The organism is Bacillus cereus group sp. BcHK124, from assembly GCF_027712065.1.
Classification (GTDB): Bacteria; Bacillota; Bacilli; order Bacillales; family Bacillaceae_G; genus Bacillus_A; species Bacillus_A pacificus.
This window is the reverse complement of the sequence record NZ_JAQFPJ010000001.1, coordinates 781,751-802,150: the sequence shown is the minus strand read 5'-3', so window position 1 is coordinate 802,150 and position 20,400 is coordinate 781,751. Positions and strand designations below refer to the sequence as shown.

Below are 20,400 nucleotides of genomic sequence, written 5' to 3'. Positions count from 1 at the left end.
GTTCTTTCTTTTTCACTCTCATATTTTATGTTAAAAACTACACTTTTTTATGATGAGCAAAATAGTCCATTGTTATTATACAACATGTATCACTATAATATGTCAAGCAATTTTTCTTGATTTCAACTTTTCTTTATTGACATATAGTGTCAAGTAATTTTTCTTGATTTCTTTTTTCTACAGTGTTGCATTCTCTTTTTAGTTGTGTTAAATTATAGTAGTGTTTTTAGCATCGCATAAAAGACTAACATTGAAAAATTACGTATGGTAAGGTATCAAGGGAGGGAAATATAAATGGCTCGTGTTTGTGCTATTACTGGAAGAAAAGCTCGTTCTGGTAACTCTCGTTCTCACGCAATGAACGCTACAAAACGTAAGTGGGGCGCTAACCTTCAAAAAGTTCGCGTACGCATCGACGGAAAAGTTCAACGTGTTTACGTTTCTGCTAGAGCATTAAAATCTGGCAAAATCGAACGTGTTTAATAATAAAAAAAAGAGCCGCTAGGCTCTTTTTTTACTATACCAATGGAAAAAGCACCGGTAATAGGTGCTTTTTTTAATCTTTTTTGAAGGTATTTAACATGGCACGAACAATTCCACCAAGAAATTTAGGTAACTTAATTGTATAAAATCTCATGGTTTCCCTCCTAATCCCCATTACTCCACTTGGTCACTATATGATGTAAGGAGCAAAATTGTTTCTTTAATCAGTGCTTCTTATCACCATTAATATGCCAGAAGTAAATGAAAAAGTACCTTTTTCCTCAACGAGTTCATTACTAATACAAAGTGTTGATCCCCACTCTATTTTTTTATTCGTTAGAGGATATTTAAAACCAAGTAATGTAATCCCTTCCACTATTTCAGTAACAGGCACAAAAGATACATAAGGGAATTTTTTATTTTCTTCAATTATATGTGTACCCACTCTTTTTACACTTATTTCATTTTGATTGTCTACAATACACATCTCTATTCCTACTTCTAATCCTTTTAAAAGCATTTGTATATTCGCTAAACCGTGATCAAGTCTTCCGCCAGTAGCACCAAAAATACGAATGAGTGCCGGCTTTTGTTCTAACGCCCAGTTAATCGCAATTTCTAAATCCGTTTGATCTTTTTCACGAGGAACAATATGTAAATCATTTGTTTGTTGCCCCATCCATGCTAATTCTTCTTCAGTAACCGAGTCATAATCTCCAAACGCAACAACAGGAATAATACCTCTTTTTAATAAACGATATACTCCTCTATCAACTGCCGCCCACACTACTTTCTCATTTTCATATGGAGAAAAATCTGCACAATATTCCGCAGGTCCTCCCGCTAAAATATGAATAATCATGTTTCCTTCCCCTTCTATTGTAAAAAGGCAATCTGCCATTCGGTAGATTGCCTTTTTACATATTTTTTCTCTATCCTTTATAAATAGTGAAAACTTACTACACTAGAAGATTCACTGGGATAAAGACTCGTTCATTCATTATCCACGAATGACACGAATTGCTTCACCGCGGTCTTTTTGATTGTATACTGCTGACCCAGCTACAAGTACATTTGCTCCTGCTTCTACACAAAGTCTTGCTGTTTCAGCGTTTACACCACCATCAACTTCAATTTCTACTTCTAGATTGCGCTCTTTAACCATTTCTGCAACTTGTTTAATTTTCGGTAATACAGAATGGATAAATTTCTGCCCACCAAATCCAGGGTTTACTGTCATAAGTAATACCATATCAATATCTTCTAATACATGCTCAATCACTGAAACTGGCGTATGCGGATTTAATACAACTCCTGCTTTAATGCCATGAGATTTAATTAACTGAATTGTACGATGTAAATGAGGGCAAGCCTCTACATGAACAGTAATAATATCCGCTCCCGCTTTTGCGAAAGTCGGGATATAGTTATCAGGATTTTCAATCATTAAATGTACATCTAACGGTAACGATGTGATCGGACGAATTGCTTCTACAATTAATGGTCCAATCGTAATATTTGGTACGAAATGTCCATCCATTACATCGACGTGAATGTAATCCGCTCCGCCTTTTTCTACATCTTTAATCTCTTCCCCTAATTTTGAAAAATCTGCTGATAAGATCGATGGTGCAATTTTAATCATAACTAATACCTCGGCTTTCTCTCTCTAATTTCTTCTACAAATTGTTTGTAATTCTTATAACGATATTCTGTAATCTTCCCCTCTTCAACCGCAGCCTTCACAGCGCATTTCGGTTCAGAAAGATGTGTACACCCTCTAAATTTACAGTATTGGCTCGCTTCTTTCAACTCTGGAAAACAATATGTAAGATCTTCTACCTCTATATCTATGAAATCGAGTGAACTAAAACCAGGTGTATCTGCAACTAGTCCGCTTCCAATCGCAATTAATTCTACGTGTCTTGTCGTATGTTTCCCGCGTCCTAAATGTGAGGAAATATCATTCGTTTTCAGTTCTAATTCTGGACGTAAGACGTTAAGCATAGAAGATTTTCCAACACCAGATTGTCCCGCAACAACGGAAACACAACCTTCTAAGAACGGTTTTAAAATATCAATACTTTCCGATGTATTTATAGAAGTAAATAATACATCATATCCCATCTCACGATAGTCATTTGCATAAGATTCAACAGTTTCTCTCATTTTTTCATCAACTAAATCCATCTTACTAATGCAAATAATCGGCTTAATGTTATGATATTCAATCAGCACTAAAAATCGATCTAACAGCCCCGGATTAAAATCTGGTTCTACTGCTGAAAAAACAAGAATTGCTTGATCAACATTAGCAATAGGAGGCCTGACAAGTTCATTTTTTCGATCAAATACTTCAAGCACGTATCCTTCACTTGGATTATCAGCCTGAAAAACAACTTGGTCTCCTACCAGTGGTGTAATTTTATTTTTTCTAAACACACCACGCCCGCGACATTGTGTAATCCCTTCTTCATGCTGCACATAATAAAATCCACTTAGAGCTTTTACAATTTTTCCTTCTGGCATATAATTCTCCTTTATTCTGTATAAAGTGAAGCTGGAATTCATATTGAATGGATTATCATTCTTTAAATAAAGATTTCAAAACCCGTCATATATACACATTAATATATTTAATCTACCATCAAATTTAAAATATTATTTATAACAGTATCACTTTTATATCTTTTTGAATCATATATTTTTGCCTGTTATACAGTCCACTATATGTAGACAGCATAACAGGCAGAAGTAATACATTCCATTCTCTTTGGAGATAAAATGGAATTCATTATTATTGAGTTGGGTATGGTACTTCTTTGTCGATAATCGTTACACCATCTCGTACAATTTTATAATGTCCTTTTGTACCTTCTTGAATTACAAATTCTAATGAAATAGTTGCCGACTCTGAAATTGTTCTAGTTTCAATTGGTCTATCCATTTTTTGTTGCATATCTTCTTTATAAATTTCTATCGTTTGCGGTTTTTTCTCACCTATTATAGAAGACTCATACGGAATAGAAATATTATCCACTTTCACTGTTTTCGTTACTTTCGGCTTAGGACCATCTGAAATAACAATCGTCACTTTATCTCCTTCTTTTAACGGCGTTCCTGGTTTTGGAGATTGCGAAATTACAAGTCCTTTATCAACAGTATCGGAATACTCTCGTTTTATATCTGGAGTTAGTTTCCTCTCATTCAAATAACCATTGACACTATTTTCAGTCCATCCTGAAAAATCACCTGGTCTAATTTGATAAGGACCTTTACTTACCCAAATTTTCAAGTCTTGTTCCGCCTCTACTACCATTTGATCCGGCGTCGGAATTTGCTCAACGATTTCACCTTTTGGTCTATCATTTTCAATATAATTTATTGTAACTTGTTTATATTTTTCTTCTAATTCAGACCTTATGCTCTCAAAATCTTTTCCTGTGAAATCAATCATCTTACTTTTCTTTTTCCCACCTGATTGATAGATAGTAATTTTAGAGTTTTCTTTCACGACTCTTCCTGCCACAGGGTCTGTTTTTATAACATCACCGGTTTCAACATCATCTGTATATACAATATTAGGTTCCGTAACCTCAAAACCCTTTTCAACTAATGTATTTACTGCGGTCGTATATTTCATACCAGCCACATCAGGTACTTTTACATCTTTTGGAATAAAGAATCCTGGAATAACAGTAAGGGCTAACGTTATTCCGATCGCTAAAAGTAAAAATGTTATAATTAAAACTTTGAGCCATTTATTACTTCGTTTTTTCTTCTTATTTAAACCCTCATCTTCTTTTCTTGCCTGTTCATCCACTTTACTTCCTTGTAAAACAATTGTTTCATCAGTTACATTTTCGAATAATTGTTCTTGTTGAATAATCGGAATCGCTTTTGTCGCTTCCATATCTTCCGGTATGTAAAATGGCTGCTCATTTATCCTCTCTGGATATAGCGCAGTTTCAATATCTCGTTTCATCGCATTGGCAGATTGATATCGATGAAACGGATCTTTCGCAGTTGCCTTTAATATAATATTTTCGACACTTTGCGGAATATGTTCATTCCATCTTCTCGGAGACGGAATTTCACTTTGTAAATGTTTTAAAGCTATAGCAACAGCAGATTCACCAGAAAACGGTTGTCTTCCTGTTAACAACTCAAACATAACAATCCCTAGGGAATAAATATCTGATTGTTTATTTGCTATCCCGCCGCGCGCTTGTTCTGGTGATAAATAATGCACCGAACCGAGTACTGAATTTGTATGTGTAATTGTTGTTGCACTTGTAGCTGTCGCAATTCCAAAATCTGTTACTTTTATTACTCCATCAGCTCGAATTAAAATATTGTGCGGTTTAATATCGCGGTGCACAATTTCAAAATGATGGGCATGTGCCATGGCGGATGTTAACTGCTCCATAATATCAAGAGCTTCTCCTATCGGTAACATCCCTCTCTCAATTATGTATTGCTTCAATGTTTGTCCTGGTACATACTCCATTACAAGATAATATATACCATCTTCTTCTCCGACATCATACATATTCACAATATTTGGATGCGACAACGTTGTAACAGACTGCGCTTCTCGATGGAAACGTTTAATAAACTCTTCGTTATTTGAATAGTCGAGTCTTAATATTTTCACCGCTACATCTCGGCCTAGTATATCATCATGAGCTAAATACACATTGGCCATTCCACCGCCACCAATCATTTTCAGTAGCTTATAACGGTCATTTAAGCGTTTTCCAATCAGCACGTTGCACTTCACCTACTTTCGTTTGTCGAACCCGCATAATCAATGAGAACAAGGGTGATATTATCTTCCCCGCCACGATCATTCGCCAATTGAATGAGACGTTGTCCCTTAGTTTCTAGCTGTTCATTTAACTGTAAAACTTGTTGCATATCAGCAATAGAAACTTTGTTAGATAGTCCATCAGAGCAAAGAAGTAACTGATCATCTTCCTCTAGCACTAATGTTTTCACATCTAATCCGACTTTCTCTTCTGTTCCTAATGCCCTTAACAAAACATTCTTTTTCGGGTGATATTCTGCGTCTTCTTTTGAAATTTCACCATGTCTCACAAGTTCATTGACAAGTGAGTGATCTTCCGTTACAAGCGAGATTTCCCCCTCTGATACCATATAACAACGACTATCTCCTATATGACCTATCGTCACAAAATTTGGTGTACAAATCGCTATTATAAGTGTTGTTCCCATCCCGTTACATTCTACATGTTGCTTAGAGTATTCATATATACGCTCATTAATAATCCCAACGCTAGTATGTAACCACTCTTCTACTTTTTTTGGCTCGTTCATATTATGCGTTTGCTTCCAATAATCATGGAATAATTGAATGGTCATCGAGCTAGCTACATCACCAGCTCGATGACCTCCCATTCCATCTGCTACTACCGCTAAAATATTTCCATCTAAATTGTGAAAAACTCCTGCACTATCTTCATTATGTTGACGAACTTTTCCTTTATCTGATAGAAACACGGCTTTCATCTCGTCACCTCGTCTCTTCTTTGCGCTCCTTCGCACGCAACTGACCGCAGGCTGCATCAATATCATGACCTTGTTCACGGCGAATCGTTACATTTACTCCACGATCTTTTAACGTTTTTTCAAATAAGAAAATTTGTTCACGTGGCGTACGTACATAATCACGTTCAGGTACGTAGTTTACCGGAATTAAGTTCACATGACATTTTACACCTTTCAAGAGCGCAGCAAGCTCTTCAGCGTGCTCAACTTGGTCATTTTCGCCTCCAAATAGTCCATATTCAAAAGTAATACGACGCCCTGTTCTATTTACATAGTATTTAATAGCTTCCATCAAATCTGGTAGCTTATAAGCACGGTTAATCGGCATTAATTTTGAACGTAATTCTGAGTTTGGAGCATGCAGTGAAATCGCAAAATTAATTTGTAAATCTTCTTCAGCGAACTTATAAATTTTCGGGATGATTCCACTTGTCGAAACTGTCATATGTCTCGCACCAATATGAAGTCCTTTTTCATGGTTAATGATGCGTAAGAATCCCATTAAATTATCGTAGTTATCAAATGGTTCTCCAATTCCCATAACGACAAGAGAACTTACACGTTCTTCTGATTCATCAAGTGCACGTTGCACTTCTACTACTTGTGCTACAATTTCTCCAGCTTCTAAGTTTCGCTTTAAACCGCCAAGCGTTGAAGCACAGAACGTACACCCAATACGACAACCTACTTGTGTTGTTACACAAATGGAATTTCCATATTCATGTCGCATTAATACCGTTTCAATAGAATATCCATCATATAATTGGAATAAGAATTTAATTGTTCCATCCGAAGACGTTTGTTTTACTAACGTATTTAAAGTAGTAATATCAAAGGAATTCGACAATTTTTCACGCAATCCTTTAGAAAGGTTTGACATATCCTCATAATTTTTTACACGTTTTTTATATAACCAATCAAAAATTTGTCCAGCACGGAACTTTGGTTCTCCTTGCTCCTTTAACCAATCTTGCATTTCATGAAGTTGTAAAGAGTAAATTGATGGTTTTTTCGTTTCTAAATTTTTCTTTTGTTTTCTCACAGTCGTTTCCACGATGCTACACCTTCTTCCTTAAACAAGCAATATAAAAGCCATCTGTTGCAAAATAATGCGGTAAAATTTGTACTTGACCTTCATCAATATACGGACTTAGCTTTTCTGGCATACGCTCTTTTATCGTAGTATCCCACTCGAACTCAGGATGCTCTTGTAAAAATCGTTCTATTACTTGTTCATTTTCTATTTTCTCAATTGTACACGTACTATAAACAAGGCGACCACCTTGTTTTAATAACGGTGCGATTTTTTCTAGTATTGCAAGTTGAATCGTCGATAATCTTTCACTATCGCCTTTATCTTTACCTAACGTAATATCAGGCTTACGTCTAATTACACCAAATCCAGAACATGGGGCATCTACTAATATTTTATCAAACGTTTCATTTGCAAAGTGTTCTTGTACTTTTCTAGCATCTAATGCCTTTGTTTCGACATTTCCTAGACCAAGTCGCTCTGCTTGTTGTTTAATTAAACGTACTTTGTGCGCATGTAAATCAAGGGACATGACTTGACCAGTTCCTTTTAATCGCTCTGCAATATGCGTTGTTTTTCCACCTGGAGCAGCACAACTATCAAGAACTACATCTCCCTCATCTGGTTCTAAGGCACGTGCTACCAGCATAGAACTTTCATCTTGAATAGAAAGAAAACCTTTTTTAAACGCATCTGTGTGCGCTACATTTCCTTTTTCAATTTGAATTGCATCATCTGATAAATCGCCACGCTTCGCTTCTATACCTTCACTAGCTAATAATGTAATTGCTTCTTCTACTGTTATTTTATCAACATTTACACGCGCTGTTGGTACAGGCGGTAACATGTTCACTTCACACATTTTCTCAGCAGTTTCTAAACCATATTCTGAAGCCCATTCTTGGACAAGCCAAACTGGATGACTTGTTGCAATTGCCAAGCGTTCTACTGGATCTTTGATTTCATCTACAGAAGGTACACCTTCTCTTTGAATCGAACGTAATACACCGTTCACCATACCAGCAATTCCTTTATGCCCGCGACGCTTTGCAATCTCAACTGCTTCATGAATAGCCGCTCTTTCGGGCACTCGGTCTAAATAAATCATTTGATATAAAGATAAGCGAAGCAATACTCTTACCCACGCTTCAACCTTCTTTTTTAAAAAAGGCTGTAAATAATAATCTAATGTGTCACGACGTTGAATTGTTCCATATACAATTTCAGTTAATAAACCAATATCTTTTCTATCAATTGTACTTTTTTCAATTAGATTATTTAAAAGTAAGTTACTGTATGCACCACTTTTTTCTACTTGAATTAAACCATCAAGAGCTAATTCACGAACATTTTGTCTCATGCATTTTCTCCTAACTTCGTTCCAATTTCAGGTTTTGTGCCACGTAAAAATTGCGAACAACTCATACGCTTTTTACCAGAAGGTTGCAATTCTGTAACTTTAACACCCGTTTCATTACCAGTTGCTACAACGAAACCATCTTCTTCAATTGCAACAATCGTACCTGCTTCAGCTGATTTCGTTACAGGTACTTTTTCTCCCCACCATACTTTAACAACTTGTCCTGCTAAAGTTGTATAAGCAACTGGCCATGGATTCAATCCGCGAATGTGATTGTATACTTCTTCACCTGTTTTTGTCCAATCAATTTTCTCTTGCTCACGTTTTATATTATATGCAAACGTTACTTCTTCCTCGCTTTGTTTAATTGGTTCTAACTTACCTTGAATTAGTAAAGGTACTGTTTTAGATAAAAGATGTGCCCCTGCTTCACTTAACTTATCAAATAACGAGCCTGTCGTTTCACGCTCTTCAATTTCCACTTCTACTTGCGTTAAAATATCACCAGCATCCAATTTTTCTACCATATACATAATTGTAATACCTGTTTTTTCTTTCCCTTCCATAATTGCATAATGGATTGGTGCACCACCACGAAGTTCAGGAAGTAAAGAAGCGTGGACGTTAATACATCCATACTTCGGTGCTTCTAAAATTTCATTTGGTACAATTTGACCGAACGCAGCTGTTACAATTAAATCCGGCTCTAATGCCAATACTTTTTCATATTCGTCTTTTTCACGAATTCTTAACGGTTGTAACACTGGAATACCATGTTTTTCTGCTTCCACTTTAACAGGTGTAGGTGTTAATACTTTCTTTCTGCCTACCGGACGATCTGGTTGCGTCACAACACCTATTACATCATAGCCATCTTCAATAAGACGACGAAGCACCGGCACTGAAAAGTCCGGTGTTCCCATAAATACTACTTTTATCATTTAAAAACCGCTCCTTTTAATACCTATTCTAATTCGTTTTCCTCATAATATCTTGTCACTTTCGATGTAAATAACACACCGTGTAAATGATCGATTTCATGTTGAATTGCACGCGCTAAAAACCCTTCTGCTTCTAATAAAAATACTTTACCTCTGCGATTTTGCGCACGCACTTTAATATAATCCGCACGTTCCACTTCACCATAAAGTCCCGGGAAGCTTAAACAGCCTTCGGGACCTACTTGTTCACCACGTTTTTCTAATATCGATGGATTGATTAACTCAATTTTCCCAGTATCATCACCGATATCAACTACCGCTACTTGCAAGCTTACCCCTACTTGAGGCGCAGCTAAACCGACTCCGTCCGCAATTAACATTGTTTCATGCATATCTTTCAACAATTTCACTAACTTTTTATCAAAGTTAATTACTCTTTCACACGGTGTTTCTAACACTTCATTTGGATGCTTTACTATTTCTAAAACTGCCATATTTCCCTCCGCTACATTAACATTGTTGGATTAAAATCAATTGAGATTTGTAGCTCTTTTTGCATTTCTGCTTGATAATGTTCATTTACCATTTTGAGCACGTTCTTTAAGTTTGGTTCCCGTTTGTATTTTATCATGCATTGATAACGATATCTATCTTTTATCCTTGGAATTGCTGAAGCAACCGGTCCTAACACCATCGTTTGCTGCGAACAGTGCGTCCGTAAATGACCGACAATTTTTTCCGTCACTTGTACTGCCTTTAATAATTCCGGATGAGATACCGTCACAAGTACAACATAGTAATAAGGTGGGTATTGTCTCGTTCGCCTCATTTGCATTTCTTGATCAAAAAACACATCATATTGTTGGTTCTTTGCTAACTCTATACTATAATGTTCTGGCGTATACGTTTGAATGATAACTTCCCCTGGCAATTCATGTCGGCCTGCTCGTCCACTTACTTGCGTCAATAACTGATAAGTCTTTTCACTCGCCCGGAAATCAGGTAAATGAAGCATCGTATCAGCAGTTAAAACACCAACAAGCGTTACTTTCGGAAAATCTAATCCTTTTGCAATCATTTGTGTTCCAAGTAATATATCTGCTTTTTCTTCCCCGAACGCCTTTAATAATTTCTCATGCATCCCTTTACGACTCGTCGTATCTACATCCATTCGAATGACTCGTGCCTCTGGAAATAGTTTTGTAATTTCTTCTTCTACCTTTTGCGTACCTGTACCAAAGAAACGAATGTATGTACTTTGACAAGCAGGACACGCAGTCGGCATATTTTCTTCGTAACTGCAATAATGGCATTTTAAACGATGGTTCATTTTATGATATGTCAGCGAAATATCACAATGCGGACATTGTACAACATACCCGCAATCACGGCACATAACAAATGTAGAATGACCTCTTCTATTTAAAAAGAGCACCATTTGTTCTTTCTTTTCTAACCGATCTGCTATTTTTTCATGCAGTGCCTTTGAAAACATGGAGCGATTCCCGTCACGAAGTTCTTCACGCATATCAACAATCTCTACTGTCGGTAAAGCTTGTTCGTTCATACGTTTTTCCATCGTCAGTAATTCATACACACCTTTTTTCGCTCTTGCAAACGATTCAAGCGTCGGTGTTGCACTACCAAGAACGATAGGGCATTTATGATATTGTCCTCTCCACACAGCTACATCCCTTGCATGATACCTCGGATTATCTTCTTGCTTGTAGCTCGATTCATGTTCCTCATCAATAATAATAATCCCTAAATTTTCAAAAGGAGCAAATACAGCTGAACGTGCACCAACTACGACTTTCACTTCTTTTCTTAAAATCTTACGCCATTCATCATATTTTTCTCCAACAGACAGCGCACTATGAAGAACTGCAACTTGTGAGCCAAATCTACCTTTAAAACGATCTACCATCTGAGGCGTTAGTGCAATTTCAGGAACAAGTACAATAGCTTCTTTTCCTTTCTCGAGCACCGCTGCTATAGATTGTAAATATACTTCTGTTTTTCCGCTTCCTGTAACACCATATAGTAAAAATGGATTGTAAGTTTCATTTGTAATTGATGATAAAATCGGTGTAATAACTTGCTTTTGTTCCTCAGTAAGTGGGAATGGTTTCGTTTGTTCAAAATCGTCATCGTCATACGGATTTCGGTACACTTCCACATACTTTTCTGAGAGTAGTCCCTTTTTAACAAGTGCTTTAATTGGAGCATCTGTTATTTGTAACTCTTCTGTTATTACTTTCAACGGTACACTTTTATAATTTTCCACAAAATAATAGAGGACATCTTGTTGTTTTTTACTTTTCAGTTCAAATGCTGCTAATTCTAATTTATCTTCTGACAACTCCGGTTGAACGACTCTTTGTTTCTTCTTTTGTACTTTATCTTTTACTTGATAAACAACTTCAATCGTGCCATGTTTAATTTCTTGTTGAATCGTGCGGTATAGATGTGGCTGCGTCTCAATCGCTTCCCAATCTATCGCTTCTCTGTCCTGGAATAAAAACAGTAGTTCAGGTGCTACTTCTTCTTGTTTGCGAAGCTGTAGACGTTTTTTATATGTTGCTTTTATCGCCGTTGGAAGCATAACTTGAAAAGCTGAAATCATATAACATAACGTTTCACTTGTAAGCCAATACCCTAGCTTTAACAACTCTTCATTTAAAACGGGTGTTACATCTAAAATTTCATGGATTGTCTTTAACTTCTTACTTTCTACTTCAACAGAATCTTTAATCCCAATAATAAAACCTTGCAATTTCCTTGGGCCAAACGGAACTACTACACGCATGCCTGTCTGGACAATATCTCCCCATTTTTTAGGGATAATATAATCAAATGGTCGATCTGTCTGACGTGCAGGTACATCAACAATTACACTTGCAAATTTCATAGACGATCATCTTCTAACATCATTTCAATTTGCTTTAATATTTCACGAGCAACCTCTTTCTTCGTTAAAAGTGGCAACTCTATAACTTCTCCATCTTTTCTATACATTGTTACAATGTTCGTATCTGTACCAAATCCAGCTCCTTGCGCCTTTACGTCGTTTGCAACAATCATATTCGCATTTTTCTCACGTAATTTTTTCGTTGCATATTCCTCTACGTTTGTCGTTTCAGCCGCAAAACCGATAAGTAACTGTTTGTCCTTCATCTCACCTAACGTTTTTAAAATATCTACTGTTCTCTCAAGTTCAATTACAGCATCGCCATTTTTCTTTTTCATTTTATTATCATGAACGTATTTCGGGCGATAATCTGCAACTGCTGCTGTTTTAATAACAACATCTACGTCTTCATAATGTTGAATAACCGCCTCTAACATATCTTGCGCAGATTCCACTTGCACCGTAGTTACATGTAATGGTGGATGTAATGCTGTCGGTCCCGAAACGAGTATGACGTCAGCACCTAAGTTCGCTGCCACTTCCGCAATCGCATATCCCATTTTTCCAGAAGAAAAATTGGTCATAAAACGAACTGGATCAATCTTTTCACGCGTTGGACCAGCAGTTATTAATATTCTTTTTCCATGTAATGGTTTTTGTTCTGAAAAAGCCTCTTCTAACCGTGCGATAATCGCTTCAGGTTCTTCTAATCTTCCTTTCGCTACATAACCACACGCTAAAAAACCTTCTCCGGGCTCAATAAATGTATACCCTAACGTTTTTAACGTCATCATATTTTTTTGAACAATTTTATTTTCATACATATGCACATTCATAGCAGGTGCAATCCACACTGGGGCTGTAGTAGCTAACAAAGTAGTTGTAATCATATCATCTGCAATACCGTTAGCTAACTTTCCAATACAATTGGCTGTAGCAGGTGCAACAAGTACAACATCTGCCCAATCTGCTAAATCGATATGAGCAATAACAGCTGAGTCTTTCTCATCGAATGTATCCGTATATACATCATGGCGAGAAAGCGCTTGGAATGTAAGAGGTGTAACAAATTTCATTGCCGACTCACTCATCATTACTTTTACAATAGCACCAGATTGTGTCAATTTACTCGTTAACGCAGCCGCTTTAAAGACCGCAATGCCTCCTGTTACACATAAAAGTATCTTTTTCCCTTTTAGCATATGGCTCGTCCTCTTTCTTTTTCAAACTTATCATACTGAAACAAGATTATCAGCTCATCAGTATCAATATTTCTTCCCTACCGTAAAAAAATAACAACCTACTTGTAAATAGGTTGTTACCGTTACATAGAAAATTATAAAGTCTATGTTTTAAATTGTCGAAGACAAAGTCTTATTCAGTTACTTTATCTTCACTTGGTACGTAGCTTAACGCTTCAATATCGATTTCTTCTAATGCTTTACCTACACATTTATGAGAAACTGGTTTTTCTACAACACAGTTATTAGCAAGTTGCATTTCGCGCGCACGTTTTGCAGCCACTGTTACAAGTGTATATTTAGAATCGATTTTTGTTAATAATGAATCAATTGATGGATTTAACATAATTATAGACCCTCCGTCATTTCTTTATAATATTTTGCTACTCTTTCGCGGCGGCAATGTTCGCCAACCACAATTGCTTTAATTCTTTCACAAGCTAGTTCAACTTGGTCGTTTTCTACAACGTAGTCGTAAGCGTCCATCATATCAATTTCTTCTTTCGCTACCGTTAAACGATTTTCAATAACATCTTCAGTTTCTGTACCACGACCGACAATTCGGTTCTTTAGTTCAGATAAACTTGGAGGTGCTAAGAAAATAAATACACCTTCTGGGAAAGCTTTCTTAACTTGAATTGCTCCTTGCACTTCAATTTCTAAGAATACATCTTTTCCTTCTTGTAATGTTTTTTCAACATAGTCAATTGGTGTTCCGTAATAATTACCTACGAACTCAGCCCACTCAAGTAATTTTTCATTACGAATCATTTCCTCAAATTCTTCTCTCTCTTTAAAGAAATAATCCACACCATCCACTTCACCTTCACGCGGCTTACGTGTCGTTACTGAAATGGAATACTGAAAACGTGTATCCTCATGACTAAACAGCTCTTTTCGAACCGTTCCTTTACCAACCCCAGAAGGTCCTGAAAGAACGATGAGCAATCCTCTTCTACTTCTCATAAATATGTAAAACCTACCCTTCCTCACTTAAATCTTCTTTATTATTCAAACGATGTGCAATCGTCTCTGGCTGAATTGGACTTAATACAACATGCCCATCATCCATAACAATAACCGCCCTTGTTTTTCTCCCATACGTAGCATCAAGCAAAGCATTATGTTCGCGTGCTTCCTGTACTGTTCGTTTAATAGGAGCTGACTCCGGACTTACAATAGCAATAATTCGATGAGCAGATACAATATTTCCGTATCCAATATTTAAAAACCGCATGGCCATAGTTTGCGCCTCCTAGTAAGTCTATCCGATTTCTCCACCACGTATAACTTTATATATTTTTTGAAAGCTACTCAATATTTTGTACTTGTTCACGAATTTTTTCAAGGTTATTTTTCATTTCTACAACATATTTTGAAATTGTTAAGTCATTTGCCTTAGAACCAATCGTATTAATTTCTCTATGCATCTCTTGCACGATGAAATCCATTTTCCTTCCAACAGGCTCTTCAATTTGCAGTGTTTCACGGAATTGTTCTAAATGACTTTGCAAACGAACTAACTCTTCGTGAATATCACAACGCTCAGCAAAGATTGCAACTTCTGTTAGCAATCTTTGTTCATCTAGATCTTGATTATGTAATTCCTTTAAGCGATTTTCTAATCGTTCACGATATTTTTGTGTAACAATTGGTGCATGCGGAATAATAGCATTTACACAATTGTGAATCTCTTGTAAGCGATACGCTATATCTTTATGTAATCGTTCTCCTTCGCCATCTCTCATCGTTTTTAACATATGAGCAGCTTGGCGAACAGCCTCATATAAACTGTTCTCAAATTGTTCATTTACGTTTTCTACCTCTTCAATCGCTGTTACTTCTGGCATTGCCATTAATTGCTCGAGTGTAATAGAATCTTGTAATTGAAATTTTCCTTTTATATCTTCCATAATTGATTGGTACTGCTCAAGAAGCGACCAATTCACACTTAATTTTCTTTCAACAAGCCCTTCACCCGCTATACTAATAGACACTTCAATACGTCCACGGCGAACTTGCTGTGCAATTATTTTACGAATTTTGTCTTCAAATACCATCATTTGCTTCGGTAGTCGAATACTCATCTCTAGAAAACGATGGTTCACCGATTTCATTTCTACTGTAATTTGAAAAGTATCACTCTCTACTTTCGACCTTCCAAATCCTGTCATACTACAAATCATTTTTTATCACATCCAAGCCATGAAATAACTCAATGAAAAAGGTAATAGAGACAAGGCTCTACTACCTTCTGTAAATTATATCACATTTTCATATCATTGACTATTTCAAGTTTAATCCCTTCTTATATAATATTGGCTTTTCCTTCTTCCCTTTTCTCCCTGTTAATAAAGAGCCTACTAATAAGAAGGTCGGAATTGACGATAAACCTCCAATTAACAACCAATCTCTCGCTTGTATTGGCATCGTGCTAAAAATCGGTTGTAACGGTGGATAATATATAACGACTAGCATGAGTAGTAATGAAATGATAACCGCTCCTACTAAATACACATTTCCAAACGGATTGCGGTGGAAAACAGAATGCTCACTTCGGCAATCAAATACATGAATCAGCTGAGCAAGTACCAATGTTGCAAACGCTACAGTTTGTGCATATTTCAGTTCATTTGGATGTTGATTATACGCAATAATAAATGCTACTAGCGTCACTGCCCCAATTAGAAAGCCACGACTTATAATTTTCCAGGCAAGCCCTCTAGCAAATACCCCTTCTTTCGGATGACGCGGCGTTCTCTTCATCACGTCTCCCTCGGCCTTATCCAAACCTAACGCCATCGCCGGTAAACCGTCAGTAACTAAATTCACCCATAAAATTTGAATTGGAACCATCGGCAGCGGTAGTGCAAGTAACATTGCAAATAACATGACCAAAATTTCTCCAACGTTCGATGCTAATAAATAACGAATAAACTTACGTATGTTCTCGTATATATTTCTACCTTCTTTAATTGCTGATTTTATCGTAGCGAAATTATCGTCCAGCAATACGAGAGAAGAAGCTTCTTTTGCAACATCTGTCCCTGTAATTCCCATCGCTATCCCAATATCCGCAGTTTTTATAGCCGGAGCATCGTTTACTCCATCACCTGTCATCGCCACTATATGTCCTTTATTTTGCAACGCCTTAACAATTTTTAATTTATGTTCTGGTGATACACGAGCAAATACATACGTATCTTCTACAACATTTTCTAATTCTTCTACATCCATAGTTGCGAGTTCTACCCCTTCAACAACGCGTCCACCTGGTGGTAAGATGCTTAATTGTTCTGCAATCGCCATTGCAGTCACTTTATGATCACCTGTAATCATCACCGTTCGAATACCAGCTTCTCTGCACTCTTTTACTGCCTGCTCTACTTCTGGTCTTGGCGGATCAATCATTCCTTGTATTCCAACTAACATAAAATCTTTTTCAACGTCTCTTTCATGTTCAATTGAGTCTGTTACTTTTAAAGGCTTAAAAGCAACTGCAATTGTTCGAAGTGCTTGACTACCTAAGCTATGAATAGCCGCCTGTACTTCTTTTCTATACAACTCACTTAATGGTTGCTGCTTATCCCCCCATAAAATCGTTTGACTCATTTGCAGAAGGACATCTGGTGCTCCCTTCGTAACGACAAACTTTTTACCCTCTCGATCTCGTACAATAACACTCATCATTTTTCGAGTTGAATCAAACGGAAATTCACGGATAATTTCAAATTTCCCTTTCAGCGCCTCACGCGTTATCCCCGCTTTCATTGCTACAGCTACAAGCGCTCCCTCAGTTGGATCTCCATCTAATACATACGCCTTTTTCTTTTGAATAATATTTGCGTTATTGCATAACGAACCAAATGTAAGTAGTTGATAAAGTGATTTCGTCTTAGCTGGATTAATTTCTTTTTCACCTTTCATAAACGAGCCATTAGGTTCATATCCTTGGCCTGTCACTTTCCACAACTCTCCACCTGACCACATATGTGTTACCATCATTTTGTTTTGCGTCATCGTTCCTGTTTTATCAGAGCATATAACAGAAGCGCAACCTAACGTTTCTACTGCTGGTAACTTTCTTACAATTGCTCTCTTTTTTATCATACGCTGTACACCAAGTGATAAGGCTACTGTAACAATTGCTGGCAATCCTTCTGGAATAGCAGCAACAGCTAGCGACACACCCGCTAAAAACATATGATACACTTCATTCCCTTGATACACACCAGCTAACACGACAAGCGCTGTCAAAACAAGAGCCACAATAATTAATATTTTTCCGAGTTGCTCTAATCTTCTTTGCAGTGGTGTTTCCATCTGCTCTGCATTTTGTAACATATTTGCAATTTGTCCCATCGCTGTATTCATACCCGTTGCTACAACGACTCCTGTTCCAGACCCTCGTGTAATCATCGTACCCATAAAAGCCATATTTTTTTGATCACCAATTGAAACATCTTGCCCTTGCAATGCTTCTACTTTCTTCTGCACGGGTACTGACTCTCCTGTCAAAGCCGATTCTTCAATATATAAACTCGACGCCTCAACAAGACGTACATCAGCTCCAACACGATCGCCACTAGAAAATTTAATAATATCACCTAAAACGAGTGCTTTAGACGGTGCCTTTACCCACTTTCCATTTCGCAGTACAGTTACTTGCGGGGCGGCTAGCTCTTTTAAAGCTTCCAATGACTTTTCAGCCTTTCTTTCTTGAAAAAATCCGAGAATACCATTGATAATAACAATTGCCACAATCGCAATAGAATCAATGTATTCCCCTAAAAAAGCCGAAACGATTGTTGCACCAAACAAAACAAGCACCATAAAATCTTTAAATTGCGCCAAAAATACCATTAGTGCAGAAGGCCTTTTCGCTTCATCTAGTTCATTTGTACCAAATTTTTTTATTCGCCCTTCTGCTTCTTTCTCTGTAAGTCCAACCTTCACATTTGTATTCGTTCTTTCTTCCACTTCATGTGCACGCATTCCATACCAGTTCATCCTGCTATCGACCTCCTGATTCCAGACATACTCTATTGAAAGCTTATTCAGCCTCGTCCAAAAAAATGCTATAATTAACTTTTAGTTAGAAAGGAGTGTTTTTATGGCATTCGATGGATTATTTACAAGAGCAATTACACATGAAATTGCAAATTCTCTTTACACAGGAAGAATTTCTAAGATATACCAACCTTCAAAATACGAGATTTTATTACATATTCGAGCAAACGGAAAAAATCAAAAACTGATTCTTTCCGCTCATCCGACATATGCACGTTTACACTTAACAAATCAAAATTATGATTCACCTGCACTTCCACCAATGTTCTGTATGCTTCTTCGTAAGCATTTAGAAGGTGGATTTATTGAAAAAATTGAACAAATTGATTTAGAGCGTATTATTCAAATTACCGTTCGTAGCAGAAATGAAATTGGTGATGAATCGCTAAAAACATTAGTAATTGAAATTATGGGACGACATAGTAACATCATTTTAGTAGATACAAAAACAAACAATATTTTAGATAGCTTAAAACACGTTTCCTTAGCAGTAAACCGACATCGAACTGTATACGCTGGAGCTGAATATATTGCACCACCAGCACAACATAAAATTAACCCACTTCAGATCGAAACAAATGATGAATTTATTAGACCGCTAGACTTTCTATCTGGAAACATGGATAAACAGCTGGTCGGAACCTTTACCGGAATATCACCATTATTCGCAAAAGAAGTAGTGAAAAAAGCAGGTATGGTAAATGAAAAAGTATTAGCTAACGCATTTTTCTCCATACAAAAACCATTATTAACTCATACATATTCACCAACAATGACTACTTCAAATGGGAAAGAATTCTTTTATCTTTTCCCTCTTGCGCACTTAGCTGGAGAAGACAAGACATTCTCATCTGTTAGTGAATTGCTAGACCGTTTCTTTTTTGGAAAAGCAGAGCGTGACCGTGTAAAACAACAAGCTCATGATTTAGAGCGCTTTATGCAAAACGAAAAAAATAAAAATGAGAAAAAACTCATTAAACTAGAAAAAACATTACAAGATGCTGGAAAAGCAGATAAATATCAACTATTTGGCGAACTACTTACAGCCAATATGTACGCTTTGAAAAAAGGCGATAAAGATATTGAAGTCGTTAACTATTATGATGAAAATGGCGGAACTGTAAAGATCGCATTAGATCCTTTAAAAACGCCATCTGAAAATGCACAACGCTATTTCCAAAAGTACCAAAAAGCGAAAAATTCAGTTGTTGTTGTAGAAGAACAAATCGAAAAAACAAAGGAAGAAATTCTTTATTTTGATAGCTTACTTCAACAAATGGAAGCTGCTTCTTCAAAAGATATTGAAGAAATTCGTGAGGAATTAGCTGAAGAAGGTTATATGCGCAATCGTAAAACGAAAAACGGAAAGAAAAAGCCTACTAAACCAGTATTGGATAAATATGTAGCAAGTGATGGCACAGAGATTTTCGTCGGTAAAAACAATAAGCAAAATGATTATTTAACAACGAAATTTGCCCGTCGTGATGAAATTTGGTTACATACGAAAGACATACCTGGTTCTCACGTTGTCATTCGTTCTTTAGAACCTGCTGAAGAAACTTTACTAGAAGCTGCCAAAATTGCTGCTTATTACAGTAAAGCAAAAGAGTCTAGTTCTGTACCTGTTGATTTCACCAAAATACGCCATGTGAAAAAACCGAGTGGTGCAAAACTTGGTTTTGTTACGTACGACAATCAGCAAACCGTATATGTTACACCGGATGCTGATACTGTAATGAAATTAAAAGCTTAAATATAAAAATGCGTTGCTCATAAGCAACGCATTTTTA

Annotated in this window: 19 protein-coding genes; 2 read left to right on the top strand and 17 right to left on the bottom strand. The window is 36.7% G+C overall.

Annotated features, from left to right (window positions below; translation table 11 throughout):
- The first annotated feature begins 294 nt into the window (after nt 1–294).
- Nucleotides 295–483 carry a 50S ribosomal protein L28 gene (gene rpmB, locus PDK19_RS04395; protein WP_000124776.1) on the top strand — a complete coding sequence of 63 codons (189 nt, stop codon included), beginning with the start codon at nt 295–297 and terminating at the stop codon, nt 481–483.
- A 73-nt stretch (nt 484–556) separates the two neighbouring features.
- Here rpmB and spoVM read toward each other — a convergent pair whose 3' ends face one another.
- The 17 genes from spoVM to PDK19_RS04310 form a co-directional block, all read right to left on the bottom strand.
- Nucleotides 557–637, bottom strand: a complete 81-nt coding sequence (spoVM, locus tag PDK19_RS04390; RefSeq protein WP_001213599.1) for a stage V sporulation protein SpoVM — start codon at nt 635–637, stop codon at nt 557–559.
- Nucleotides 638–703: 66 nt separating this feature from the next.
- Nucleotides 704–1,384, bottom strand: a complete 681-nt coding sequence (locus PDK19_RS04385) for a thiamine diphosphokinase (protein WP_049110789.1) — start codon at nt 1,382–1,384, stop codon at nt 704–706.
- A 99-nt stretch (nt 1,385–1,483) separates the two neighbouring features.
- Nucleotides 1,484–2,128, bottom strand: a complete 645-nt coding sequence (gene rpe, locus PDK19_RS04380) for a ribulose-phosphate 3-epimerase (RefSeq protein WP_000589966.1) — start codon at nt 2,126–2,128, stop codon at nt 1,484–1,486.
- Nucleotides 2,129–2,130: 2 nt separating this feature from the next.
- A complete protein-coding gene (gene rsgA / locus PDK19_RS04375) occupies nt 2,131–3,012 on the bottom strand; it encodes a ribosome small subunit-dependent GTPase A (RefSeq protein ID WP_001113936.1) in 882 nt (293 codons plus the stop codon).
- A gap of 268 nt (nt 3,013–3,280) precedes the next feature.
- Nucleotides 3,281–5,254 carry a serine/threonine protein kinase PrkC gene (gene prkC, locus PDK19_RS04370; protein ID WP_270706644.1) on the bottom strand — a complete coding sequence of 658 codons (1,974 nt, stop codon included), beginning with the start codon at nt 5,252–5,254 and terminating at the stop codon, nt 3,281–3,283.
- An 8-nt stretch (nt 5,255–5,262) separates the two neighbouring features.
- Nucleotides 5,263–6,015 (bottom strand): Stp1/IreP family PP2C-type Ser/Thr phosphatase, encoded by a 753-nt coding sequence (locus tag PDK19_RS04365; RefSeq protein ID WP_000648696.1) that lies wholly within the window; start codon nt 6,013–6,015, stop codon nt 5,263–5,265.
- 4 nt (nt 6,016–6,019) lie between these two features.
- Nucleotides 6,020–7,108 carry a 23S rRNA (adenine(2503)-C(2))-methyltransferase RlmN gene (gene rlmN, locus PDK19_RS04360; RefSeq protein WP_000450543.1) on the bottom strand — a complete coding sequence of 363 codons (1,089 nt, stop codon included), beginning with the start codon at nt 7,106–7,108 and terminating at the stop codon, nt 6,020–6,022.
- 4 nt (nt 7,109–7,112) lie between these two features.
- Nucleotides 7,113–8,447, bottom strand: coding sequence for a 16S rRNA (cytosine(967)-C(5))-methyltransferase RsmB (gene rsmB / locus PDK19_RS04355; protein WP_270706642.1), 1,335 nt, complete (start codon nt 8,445–8,447; stop codon nt 7,113–7,115).
- Complete coding sequence (gene fmt, locus PDK19_RS04350; RefSeq protein WP_016718311.1) at nt 8,444–9,388, bottom strand: methionyl-tRNA formyltransferase; 945 nt, start codon at nt 9,386–9,388, stop codon at nt 8,444–8,446. Before fmt ends, rsmB begins: the two co-directional genes overlap by 4 nt.
- Before the next feature lie 23 nt (nt 9,389–9,411).
- Nucleotides 9,412–9,882 carry a peptide deformylase gene (gene def, locus PDK19_RS04345; protein WP_000279468.1) on the bottom strand — a complete coding sequence of 157 codons (471 nt, stop codon included), beginning with the start codon at nt 9,880–9,882 and terminating at the stop codon, nt 9,412–9,414.
- Between the two features lie 11 nt (nt 9,883–9,893).
- Nucleotides 9,894–12,299 carry a primosomal protein N' gene (priA, locus tag PDK19_RS04340; RefSeq protein WP_270706640.1) on the bottom strand — a complete coding sequence of 802 codons (2,406 nt, stop codon included), beginning with the start codon at nt 12,297–12,299 and terminating at the stop codon, nt 9,894–9,896.
- On the bottom strand, nt 12,296–13,501 hold the full coding sequence (gene coaBC / locus PDK19_RS04335) for a bifunctional phosphopantothenoylcysteine decarboxylase/phosphopantothenate--cysteine ligase CoaBC (RefSeq protein ID WP_000911756.1): 1,206 nt from the start codon (nt 13,499–13,501) through the stop codon (nt 12,296–12,298). The genes priA and coaBC overlap by 4 nt, the downstream gene beginning before the upstream one ends.
- 172 nt (nt 13,502–13,673) lie before the next feature.
- Nucleotides 13,674–13,886: a DNA-directed RNA polymerase subunit omega gene (rpoZ, locus tag PDK19_RS04330; RefSeq protein ID WP_000933969.1), complete on the bottom strand. Its 213-nt coding sequence runs from the start codon at nt 13,884–13,886 to the stop codon at nt 13,674–13,676.
- A gap of 2 nt (nt 13,887–13,888) precedes the next feature.
- The gene (gene gmk / locus PDK19_RS04325) at nt 13,889–14,506 is read right to left on the bottom strand and encodes a guanylate kinase (protein WP_001257738.1); all 618 of its coding nucleotides are present in this window, start codon (nt 14,504–14,506) and stop codon (nt 13,889–13,891) included.
- Between the two features lie 13 nt (nt 14,507–14,519).
- Nucleotides 14,520–14,783, bottom strand: coding sequence for an extracellular matrix/biofilm regulator RemA (gene remA / locus PDK19_RS04320; RefSeq protein WP_001251456.1), 264 nt, complete (start codon nt 14,781–14,783; stop codon nt 14,520–14,522).
- Nucleotides 14,784–14,850: 67 nt separating this feature from the next.
- Nucleotides 14,851–15,726: a YicC/YloC family endoribonuclease gene (locus PDK19_RS04315; RefSeq protein WP_000564120.1), complete on the bottom strand. Its 876-nt coding sequence runs from the start codon at nt 15,724–15,726 to the stop codon at nt 14,851–14,853.
- Between the two features lie 100 nt (nt 15,727–15,826).
- Nucleotides 15,827–18,550, bottom strand: a complete 2,724-nt coding sequence (locus PDK19_RS04310; protein ID WP_270706638.1) for a calcium-translocating P-type ATPase, SERCA-type — start codon at nt 18,548–18,550, stop codon at nt 15,827–15,829.
- A 103-nt stretch (nt 18,551–18,653) separates the two neighbouring features.
- Here PDK19_RS04310 and PDK19_RS04305 point away from each other — a divergent pair, with 103 nt between their 5' ends.
- A complete protein-coding gene (locus PDK19_RS04305) occupies nt 18,654–20,363 on the top strand; it encodes an Rqc2 family fibronectin-binding protein (protein ID WP_270706637.1) in 1,710 nt (569 codons plus the stop codon).
- The last annotated feature ends 37 nt before the right edge of the window (nt 20,364–20,400 follow it).

Coding starts and splice junctions, on each gene's coding strand:
- priA (WP_270706640.1), bottom strand. CDS start 12,299: ATGAAATTTGCAAGTGTAATTGTTGATGTACCTGCACGTCAGACAGAT.
- rpe (WP_000589966.1), bottom strand. CDS start 2,128: ATGATTAAAATTGCACCATCGATCTTATCAGCAGATTTTTCAAAATTA.
- PDK19_RS04365 (WP_000648696.1), bottom strand. CDS start 6,015: ATGAAAGCCGTGTTTCTATCAGATAAAGGAAAAGTTCGTCAACATAAT.
- rsmB (WP_270706642.1), bottom strand. CDS start 8,447: ATGAGACAAAATGTTCGTGAATTAGCTCTTGATGGTTTAATTCAAGTA.
- remA (WP_001251456.1), bottom strand. CDS start 14,783: ATGGCCATGCGGTTTTTAAATATTGGATACGGAAATATTGTATCTGCT.
- gmk (WP_001257738.1), bottom strand. CDS start 14,506: ATGAGAAGTAGAAGAGGATTGCTCATCGTTCTTTCAGGACCTTCTGGG.
- spoVM (WP_001213599.1), bottom strand. CDS start 637: ATGAGATTTTATACAATTAAGTTACCTAAATTTCTTGGTGGAATTGTT.
- rsgA (WP_001113936.1), bottom strand. CDS start 3,012: ATGCCAGAAGGAAAAATTGTAAAAGCTCTAAGTGGATTTTATTATGTG.
- PDK19_RS04385 (WP_049110789.1), bottom strand. CDS start 1,384: ATGGCAGATTGCCTTTTTACAATAGAAGGGGAAGGAAACATGATTATT.
- PDK19_RS04305 (WP_270706637.1), top strand. CDS start 18,654: ATGGCATTCGATGGATTATTTACAAGAGCAATTACACATGAAATTGCA.
- PDK19_RS04310 (WP_270706638.1), bottom strand. CDS start 18,550: ATGAACTGGTATGGAATGCGTGCACATGAAGTGGAAGAAAGAACGAAT.
- def (WP_000279468.1), bottom strand. CDS start 9,882: ATGGCAGTTTTAGAAATAGTAAAGCATCCAAATGAAGTGTTAGAAACA.
- fmt (WP_016718311.1), bottom strand. CDS start 9,388: ATGATAAAAGTAGTATTTATGGGAACACCGGACTTTTCAGTGCCGGTG.
- PDK19_RS04315 (WP_000564120.1), bottom strand. CDS start 15,726: ATGATTTGTAGTATGACAGGATTTGGAAGGTCGAAAGTAGAGAGTGAT.
- coaBC (WP_000911756.1), bottom strand. CDS start 13,501: ATGCTAAAAGGGAAAAAGATACTTTTATGTGTAACAGGAGGCATTGCG.
- rpoZ (WP_000933969.1), bottom strand. CDS start 13,886: ATGTTAAATCCATCAATTGATTCATTATTAACAAAAATCGATTCTAAA.
- rpmB (WP_000124776.1), top strand. CDS start 295: ATGGCTCGTGTTTGTGCTATTACTGGAAGAAAAGCTCGTTCTGGTAAC.